The sequence below is a fragment of the Coleofasciculus sp. genome (genome assembly GCF_046539235.1).
Lineage (GTDB): Bacteria > Cyanobacteriota > Cyanobacteriia > Cyanobacteriales > Coleofasciculaceae > Coleofasciculus.
On sequence record NZ_JBKHHI010000269.1, the window covers coordinates 1 to 9127 of the forward strand.

The following is a 9127-nucleotide window of genomic DNA, read 5'->3' on the forward strand; positions in this document are numbered from 1 at the left end:
GGGAAGAGGGGGATCTAATAGGGAAGAGGGGGATCTAATAGGGAAGAGGGGGATCAAAAGGGGGACGGAAGGGGGATATAGGTAGCGAACGTTACCTCAAGCAGCTTTCCTTTTTGACTTTCCTGAAAACTATTCCTTTAGATAGAGGCACATTCCACTATTCTTTGGGAAAAAGAACTGGTGTGTATGCTTAATCATGTAATCACTTGCCTATTATCAGGACTCGTTTGGTAAACTGCTGGAGTCAAAAAACTAATTTGTTCCATCATCACTTGGAATAGATGCAGTAAACTTCTCTACTCAATAGGATTATGATACTAGGACTTCTGACAATTTACTTATTAATCGCTGGATTATTTTGCATAAACTGGTTAAATGCATTCCAGCAAGAGACGGATTTATCGTCGGAGCAAAAAACTCGGTGTCGGATAGTCTTTATGATTGCCACCGTTTTTTGGCCCCTCACCTTCCCAATTTCATACCTGGAAAACTGTTCGAGAGTTTAGGGAGTGGGAAGTGAGAAAGCTTCAACCAGCTTTTTCCAACCTGAATTAGAGCGGGCATCTTGCCTGCTTCCTTATTTGGGCTTCAGTTGGGCTGACGCAAGCCCCTAATCATGGCATTCTAAATAAAGAGAGAGTTATGAGATCAAGGATGTCAGAAGCGTCAGCACAAAAGCGGATAGTCGTCGTTGGTGCAGGATGGGCAGGTTTAGGTGCGACTTATCATCTTGCTCAACAAGGCTACAATGTTACTCTTCTAGAAGCCGCCCCCTATCTCGGTGGATTAGTAGCTGGATGGAAAACCTCTGGCGGACGTTCAGTCGAGGGGGGTATTCATGGGTTCTGGTATCCCTATCGCAATATCTTTCGCCTGGTTAACGAATTGGGACTTCAACCTTTCACACCTTTTACCCATTCCTGCCAATATTCTCCTGCTGGGTTAGAAGTCGAATCGCCTCTGTTTCAGAATGAGTTCCCGCTTCCTACTCCATTAGGAACGTTTCTCTATCCTAAGTTTAGACGCTTACCTCTGATTGACAGGCTTTCTGCTTTACCTCTGTTGTATGCTCTGATTGATTTTGATAATTCTGATCAAGCATGGCGACGTTATGATCAGGTAACTGCCCGCGAACTCTTTAAACAGTTTGGTGTCTCTGCCCGATTGTATCGAGATTCCTTTGAACCGATGCTATTGGTGGGGCTATTTGCCCCCGGTGAGCAATGTTCAGCCGCTGCCGCCCTGGGAATGCTCTATTACTTCATTTTGGCTCACCAACCTAATTTTGATGTTGTCTGGTGTCGGGGAACGGTGGCAGAGATGATTTTTAAACCCTGGGTGGAGCAGATTGAGAAAGCCGGGGGACGAGTGCTGACGAATAAGCGGGTAAACGATATTCTCTTGGACGATAGGGGTAAAGCGAAAGCGGTTGTCTGTGGAGAGGACGTCTTTGAAGCCGATGCGGTTATTTTTGCCGTTAGTGTCAATGGCATGAAAAAAATTGTCAGTGCGAGTAGTAGCTTGCCACCCTATTCGGAATTCCGGAATTTGAGAAACTTAGGCGCAATTGATGTTCTGGCAACCCGGTTATGGTTTGACCGAAAAGTTATTCTGCGGAATCCGTCTAATGCTTGTTTTGGCTTTGATCCGACGACGGGGTGGACATTTTTTGATTTGAATGCGTTGCATGATGAATATGCTTATGAACCGGGAAGTGTCATTGAAGCAGATTTTTATCATGCGAATCAGTTATTGCCGATGAGTGATGAGCAAATTGTGGCAAAGGTTCATCGAGATTTAGCCACTTGTGTGCCAGAGTTCCGGGATGCCAAGGTTATTGATAGCAGTGTGATTCGTGTACCGCAAGGAGTAACGCATTTTGCACCGGGAAGTTATCAGTATTTGCTGCCAGCAACAACTCCAATTGATAATGTGTTTATGAGTGGGGATTGGATTGTTACGAAGCACGGTTCTTGGTCACAGGAGAAGGCATACATAACGGGTTTAGAGGCGGCAAATTTGGTAATTGACCGTTTTGGGTACGGAAATAAGGCAACGATTATTCCGGTTGAACCTGATGAACCTCATATTCAACTGGGGCGGATGATTAATAAAAGGGTACGGGATTGGGGGAAAACAGTATTACCCGATTTTTGGTTGCCTTAGCAGCAAGGCAGATGGCAGATGGCAGATGGGATTTATTTCGATGCCGAAGGCACGAGGTTAGGAAGGGCGGGTTTTGTGGAAAGGTTATCGGTCAATAGCAAGCCCTAAGCAGCTAAACCCGCCCCGACAATTTATTCGTTGGATTCTGCCGAATATATTGTAAGATACCTTGTGCGATCGCGCCTGCCATTTGACTCTGATATTCGGGTGTCCCTAGGCGTGGGTTATCCTCTCGTCCGGTAACAAATCCAACTTCCACAAGAACAGCAGGGATAGGGTTATTCCGCAGCACGTAAAATCGGGCTTGTTTCACGCCGCGATCGCGAATCGGAATTGCCTGTAAAATACTATCATGAATGGTTTGAGCCAGACCCTGACCATTCGAGTAATAATAGGTTTCCAATCCATTCACATCAGGACGACGACCAACAGCATTCGCATGAATACTCACAAATAAGTCCGCCTGGGCTTGTCTTGCCATCTCCACGCGGGGTGCTAAGTCTACAAAATAATCGCTGGTTCGAGTGAGAATTACTTGAATTCCTTGTTGCTGTAAAATAGCAGCAACTTGTTGAGAAATGGGCAAAATTACATCCTTTTCCCGCAATCCATTTAACCCAACTGCACCGGGATCTTTTCCCCCATGTCCGGGATCAACCATAACCACAATACGGCGGTTGGGAACTTGGGAGAGATTGAAGGGAGGATTGCTGGTTGTTGGAGGTATAACAGAATTTTGCGATGGTAGGGGGGTTGGTGTAGTTAATTGAACCATTTGTTGCGGTGGTGGTAACTGCACTGTCCACATCCGAGGGGAGAATCCCTTCAATAGAACTTGTTGGGGATTAATCGTATAACCCGGATTAAACTCAATCACCAAGCGCGTGGTTTGGGGGTTCAATTGACTAACACGCACCACCCGCACTGCACCACCGACTAATTGTTCTAATTTGGCATTCTCCAGGGGGATACCGGGTAAATCAATCACCAGGCGGTTGGGATTGGTAAGAAATTCTCCTCTGGGTTGTACCCCTTCATCAGTGGTAAAGACAAGTTGATTTTGATTCACATCAAAGCGCCAGGAGAGTAATCTCGCCGCTTGCGCTGGAAAGGAGAGCAAAAAAAAGCCGAGAAAACTGGGAAGTAGCCAGTGCAGTTTCACCGTTAAAGTTCCCTTACATAAATGAATGACGAATGACACTATCCACCGTTAACTTTAATTGTGTCCACCCACTTATTGTTTTGAATAAAAGTAAAAGTGGCTTCCTCGATTTTAAAAGGAGGATTTGAGATTGTCTCGCACCTGATGGAGTTAAATGTTAATTATTTACAATTGAGGGACTTCCCAATCAGGATAATTCCCCTTATGTCAAACCAACGGCTATAGAAATTCTACCCTTCAATATCCTTATCGTTGATTAGCACATACATCCAGACAACGACAACCGCCGTCACTAGCAGCAGGGGGTATTCAGCCAGCGCCGCGAAGATTACAATTATCTCCAGGATGGTTTTGAGGTCTTCAAATCGTTTCATTGAATCAGATTGAACTCTTAATCCTATTCAAGGAGAAGGCTAGGTGAGTACCGGGTTGAGAAATTTGGCTGAGGTAGCTGACTTATGGCTAACTTTGAGTTGACCTGAATCCACTTGTCGCTGATTATGAATAATGGCGCGATCGCTTAAAGTTGCCCCAGACTACAGAAACCTTGTCAAATCAGCACTTCGGCGCAATGGCTACCCCAGCCAAAAGAAGTTTGCTGAACACGTTACCCCATCGTTATCCACGGTGAAAAAATTCCTCAATGGCGAACCCGTTGATTTTGAGTATTTTGTCGAACTGTGCGAAGCATTGGGGTTAAACTGGCGAGATATTTATTTAGATGAGTCAGACAATCCACCATCTCCCAATGACTCAAACCCAACCCTGGAGGAGTCTTCACCCTTCATCACCGGGACACCCATCACCCATCCCCGCTACTTTTTTGGGCGCAAACGAGAACTTAAACGCCTGTTCAATTTACTCAAACGCCATCCCCTACAAAATGCAGCCATTATCGGGAAGCGGCGCATCGGCAAAACCTCTCTGTTACACTACTTGAAAACCATTACCACGACGCCACCGGACGAATTACGTCCCGGTCAAAAATCGGACTGGTTACCCCATCCCGAACGCTACTGCTGGATATTTGTGGATTTTCAGGATACACGGATGGCAAGCCAAGAGAAATTGCTGGGTTATATTCTAGAAGCCATGAATATGAAAGTGCCTAATCCTTGTCACCTGGATTATTTTATGGATGTGGTGAGTAGCCATTTGCATTCACCCACCGTTATTTTATTGGATGAAATTGGCGTGGGATTGCAGCGTTGTCCAGAATTAGATGATGGGTTTTGGGAAAGTTTACGGTCTCTAGCCACGAATCAGACAGGGGGAAATCTGGCTTTTATTTTAGCCACACCGGAATCTCCCCTGGATTTGGCGTCTCATACGGGACATAGTTCTCCCTTTTTCAATATCTTTGGCTATACCGCCTATCTGGGCGCATTGACGGAGGCGGAAGCGCGGGAATTGATTGATAGTTCACCGATTCCGTTTCCGGTTGAAGATGTAGCCTGGATTTTAGAGAAAAGTCAATGTTTACCCCTGCTGCTGCAAATTCTGTGTCGCGAACGTTTGTTTAGTTTGGAAGAGGGGGAAACGGGGGATGATTGGCGGGAGGAGGGATTAAGACAGATAGAACCTTTCACGAATTTTTAGAGTCTGTGTAGGGGCGGGTTTTACTACTCTATTTTCGGTTGCACCCAGATGTAACTAAACCCGCCCAGACATTCTACCGAAACATCTCTACAACCCCAGTAGGGTGGGCATTGCCCACCAATTCTATATCGATTCAACCGTCGCCGCCCACCCACGATACAGAGGTCAACCATGTCATTTAGCAGTTATAAAAGTATTGGCGTAGTCGCTAAAACGTTTCAGATCAAATATGTTCGGGACAATTTCATTACCGAGATTGAATTTGACGTGAGTGACAATTTTAGAAATGAATTAGAGTTAATTTTAAATGAGGGGGTATTTGACAATTCCGAGATGGCGATTTGTGAGACGATTATTTATCCCATATTAAAAGAAGTTTGGAAAGCTTATCGCCGCAATTTTCTGCTTTGGAGTCACCAAGCATTGACCTACGATGAAAACTTATCGGGGACTCCTGATTATATCGTGGCAAAGCGCTCCCCCTTGGGGACAGTGGTGTTCGATAAGCCCTATTTTGTAGTGGTTGAGGCAAAGAAGGAGAGTGATTTTACTGAAGGATGGGGGCAATGTTTGGCAGAGATGGTGGCGGTGCAGAAAATTAACAATGATCCAGGACAAAGAATATTTGGTGTTGTTTCCAATGGGGCGATCTGGCAGTTTGGTCAACTGATATCTGATAACTTTACCCAAAATAAGCGGTTTTATACAATTCAGGACTTGGAGCGGTTATTTGCTGCGGTTAATTATGTTTTTCAACAATGTGAGTTACAGTTGGAACAGCAATTGTAACTCGTTATATCTCAGACTTGCATCTTTGTCAGTAAGCCCCGACATCGGGAGCATCCCGTTTTGGACAAAGCATTACCTCAAGTAACGCAATTGCAAGGCTTTCAGCCCCATTCAAAGAGCCAACGTGCCAAATTGGGATGCTCCCCCGACATCCGCCCGGAGTTCAAACTCCGGGCTAAGAGCTCAAGTCCACTAAAGTGGACTAAAACTCTTATTCAGTCGTCTTTAGACAACTTTCGCTTTTGGTTCCTTGGGTTTCAACCCTAGGCGGTTGGTGAAACTGGTGGAATATGTGAGTTATACTGAATTTTCCTATTCACAGAGTCACGTTTTAATCCTAAACTGAGATGTCTTCACCTTCGGTTCCCCGCAATGCCTATACTGATTCACCTGAGCAGCACCCAAACTTGATTCTGGGAAGTTTGCAATTGTTTTTTTGGATAATCTTTCATCCCTCAGCGTTTTGTAACCATCTAAAACGAATTGATTATACCTTGGACTTTCACCATAACCGAGGCAATTCCTTGCAGTGGCAAAATCCGAAATTCTGGAAACTTCTGTTTCAGGTATACTTCATTTTACCAATACTTGCCAATTTAATTTTGGGTTTAGTATTGTTGGCTCTGGGAGCATCATTGAATGAAATTGAGGTTGTATTGGTGTTAGGCGTAGTGGGGGGTGTGGCGGGGAGCATGATGTTAGGCGCAACTTTTGCCATGATGGTGAGCGTGGCGGGGAGCGTAGCGTTTGCTGTGGCGTTACTTTGCTCTGAGATTGTCGCCCTGAAAAATGAGCAAGAGGTACCCGTTCGCCGACTAGCAACCGTAGCTGATGTGGAAGCCGCTATACCTGAAGCGTTAAGTAGTGGTAGCTTCTTCTTTGCGGACATCGAACGCAATCAAGTGGATGAGTTGGGATTGGCGATACTGCGCTTTTTAGCCGCACAAGGGGAAGGAGTGAGTATTGGTAAGGCGGCTTTATCCCGCGACTTTCCGGATCATTTGAATCCTACCCTTAATTTACTGTTGCAACGGGAGTTAATTGAAGATAGTGGTTGCGGCTACGGCTTCCAGGTGGAACTAATCCGGCGCTGGTTTGCCAGAGAGACAGGGGAGTAATATCTTGAGTTTGTCGTTGTGCAGTCTTCACCATACGCGATCGCATCACTAAAAACCTTAGCCAGCAAATCAATAATGGTGTTGGGTTTCCTGGCGTCAACCCAACCTACAACTGACTGGGTAAACTTGTGAACCCGTTTTAACGGGTTTAAGCTTTTAGCCGGAACTTTAGTTCCAGGCTGATGAACGATGTGCAAAATAATCCTATAGTAATAAAGAGCGGCGAATTCTTAAGAAACTGTTGTGAAATCAATTACTCTCCTCGGCTCCACTGGATCGATTGGCACCCAAACCCTAGAGATTCTGACTCACCATCCAGACCAATTCCGGTTGGTGGGATTGGCTTCCCGGCGCAATGTGGAACTACTAGCTGCCCAGATTCGGCAGTTTCGACCGGAAATCGTAGCAATTTGTGATGCGGAAAAATTACCTGACCTAAAATCCGCGATCGCAGATCTTGATCCCCAACCGATTCTAGTCGCTGGAGAAGCGGGTGTGGTGGAGGTTGCCCGTTATGGTGATGCTGAAGCGGTAGTTACTGGGATTGTTGGATGTGCCGGATTGCTCCCCACCATTGCCGCCATTGAAGCCGGAAAAGATATTGCTTTAGCCAACAAGGAAACCCTAATCGCCGGGGGACCCGTTGTCAATCCCCTAATTGCCAAACATGGCGTTAAACTGCTTCCGGCTGACTCGGAACATTCTGCCATCTTCCAATGCCTTCAGGGAGTCCCAGAGGGCGGATTACGGCGAATTATCCTCACCGCATCTGGGGGCGCTTTCCGGGATTGGTCAGTGGACAGGTTAGGGGAGGTAACAGTTGCCGATGCGATTAAACATCCTAACTGGTCGATGGGGCGCAAAATTACCGTCGATTCCGCTACCTTGATGAATAAGGGGCTAGAGGTGATTGAAGCGCACTTCCTCTTCGGTATGGATTATGACGATATCGATATTGTCATCCATCCCCAGAGCATTATTCACTCCTTAATCGAATTACAAGATACCTCGGTCTTAGCCCAGTTAGGCTGGCCCGATATGCGCTTACCCCTACTCTATGCCTTATCCTGGCCCGATCGCATCTATACAGACTGGGAACCCTTGGATTTAGTCAAGGCGGGGACATTGACATTTAAACAACCCGACCATGATAAATATCCCTGTATGCAATTAGCCTACGCCGCAGGGCGGGCTGGGGGTTCAATGCCGGCGGTATTAAACGCCGCTAATGAGCAAGCCGTGGCACTGTTTTTAGACGAGAAAATCCAATACTTAGACATTGCCCGGTGTATTGAGCAAACCTGCGATCGCCACACCCACGATAACTGCCCTGATCCTGGACTAGAAGATATTCTAGCCGCTGATCGCTGGGCAAGAGAGGAAGTCTTACGGATTTATCCAACCCTAGAAAAGAGCGATCGCGTGGTTTCCCTGCGATAATAAAAACAGTATTGGTCAATTAACTTACGGTTAACCCCTCCTAAACCCCTACCCCTCTGCACTCCTGCACCCCGGCTCACAGACCACTAACTTAAGGAAGTTGGGGACTGTTGTTCTGGTGTGGTGTAATGGAATCTTAGACGATCCAACTTTAATAAACCTTTCATGCACACCAAAGCTTTTAGTGAGCTTTTCCCTCTATTTAATACGGCGAACCCCGAGACACTAGAATGGCTGTTGTCAGTTGGAGTTGAACATGAATATCCCACAGGACGAGCCGTTTTAATGGAAGATGCCTGGGGTAATGCTGTTTACTTTATCATGTCCGGTTGGGTCAAAGTTCGACGCCTGTATGGGGACAACGCCGTTACTTTGGCAATTTTGGGTCGGGGAGATTTTTTTGGCGAGATGGCAATCTTGGATGAATCTCCCCGGTCTACAGATGTTGTCGCCCTTTCATCGGTCAAATTACTCAGCGTCTCCGCCCAGCGCTTCATTCAAACCCTGTTCAAAGATCCCCAGTTACACCACCGGATGCTACAACTGATGGTTAGACGGCTGCGTCAGACCAATGTTCGCTTTCAACGACGCCATCAACCCCCGGCGATTAAGTTAGCCAATACTTTGGTCAACTTAGCAGAGAATTATGGTCAAGTGGGGGAAAAGGGAACCGAAATCCATAACATTCCCTATAAAGACTTAGCTGAGGTTACAGATATCAGTGTGGAAGATACAGCTAAAATCATGAAAAAGCTGGAAAGTAAGGGTTGGACTGATGTTGACCCCCAAGACCAAAAACTTTGTTTGATTAATCTCAAACAACTAACCCATCTAGCTGGACGGCTTTAGGATA

The 9127-nt window shown here is 46.1% G+C and carries 9 protein-coding genes; 6 read left to right on the plus strand and 3 right to left on the minus strand.

The window, feature by feature from the left end:
• The first annotated feature begins 654 nt into the window (after positions 1-654).
• Entirely contained in the window at positions 655-2166 is a 1512-nt protein-coding gene (locus tag ACLFWI_RS20645; protein WP_446414468.1) for a hydroxysqualene dehydroxylase, read from the plus strand.
• Positions 2167-2278: 112 nt separating this feature from the next.
• Here ACLFWI_RS20645 and ACLFWI_RS20650 read toward each other — a convergent pair whose 3' ends face one another.
• Both ACLFWI_RS20650 and ACLFWI_RS20655 read right to left on the minus strand, forming a co-directional pair.
• Positions 2279-3328: an N-acetylmuramoyl-L-alanine amidase gene (locus ACLFWI_RS20650; RefSeq protein ID WP_446414469.1), complete on the minus strand. Its 1050-nt coding sequence runs from the start codon at positions 3326-3328 to the stop codon at positions 2279-2281.
• 230 nt (positions 3329-3558) lie between these two features.
• Positions 3559-3702, minus strand: coding sequence for a hypothetical protein (locus ACLFWI_RS20655; RefSeq protein WP_446409963.1), 144 nt, complete (start codon positions 3700-3702; stop codon positions 3559-3561).
• A gap of 133 nt (positions 3703-3835) precedes the next feature.
• On the opposite strand from ACLFWI_RS20655, the gene ACLFWI_RS20660 reads away from it, so the two are divergent.
• The 3 genes from ACLFWI_RS20660 to ACLFWI_RS20670 all read left to right on the plus strand — a co-directional run bounded on the left by ACLFWI_RS20660 (position 3836) and on the right by ACLFWI_RS20670 (position 6834).
• Entirely contained in the window at positions 3836-4927 is a 1092-nt protein-coding gene (locus ACLFWI_RS20660; RefSeq protein ID WP_446414470.1) for an ATP-binding protein, read from the plus strand.
• Between the two features lie 171 nt (positions 4928-5098).
• Positions 5099-5716 (plus strand): hypothetical protein, encoded by a 618-nt coding sequence (locus ACLFWI_RS20665; RefSeq protein WP_446414471.1) that lies wholly within the window; start codon positions 5099-5101, stop codon positions 5714-5716.
• Between the two features lie 347 nt (positions 5717-6063).
• Positions 6064-6834: a hypothetical protein gene (locus tag ACLFWI_RS20670; RefSeq protein WP_446414472.1), complete on the plus strand. Its 771-nt coding sequence runs from the start codon at positions 6064-6066 to the stop codon at positions 6832-6834.
• Here ACLFWI_RS20670 and ACLFWI_RS20675 read toward each other — a convergent pair.
• Positions 6777-7031: a hypothetical protein gene (locus ACLFWI_RS20675; protein ID WP_446414473.1), complete on the minus strand. Its 255-nt coding sequence runs from the start codon at positions 7029-7031 to the stop codon at positions 6777-6779. The two genes, ACLFWI_RS20670 and ACLFWI_RS20675, sit on opposite strands and share 58 nt — an antisense overlap.
• 46 nt (positions 7032-7077) lie before the next feature.
• On the opposite strand from ACLFWI_RS20675, the gene dxr reads away from it, so the two are divergent.
• Both dxr and ACLFWI_RS20685 read left to right on the plus strand, forming a co-directional pair.
• Positions 7078-8274 carry a 1-deoxy-D-xylulose-5-phosphate reductoisomerase gene (gene dxr / locus ACLFWI_RS20680; protein WP_446414474.1) on the plus strand — a complete coding sequence of 399 codons (1197 nt, stop codon included), beginning with the start codon at positions 7078-7080 and terminating at the stop codon, positions 8272-8274.
• Positions 8275-8439: 165 nt separating this feature from the next.
• Complete coding sequence (locus ACLFWI_RS20685) at positions 8440-9123, plus strand: Crp/Fnr family transcriptional regulator (protein WP_446414475.1); 684 nt, start codon at positions 8440-8442, stop codon at positions 9121-9123.
• Positions 9124-9127 lie beyond the last annotated feature (4 nt).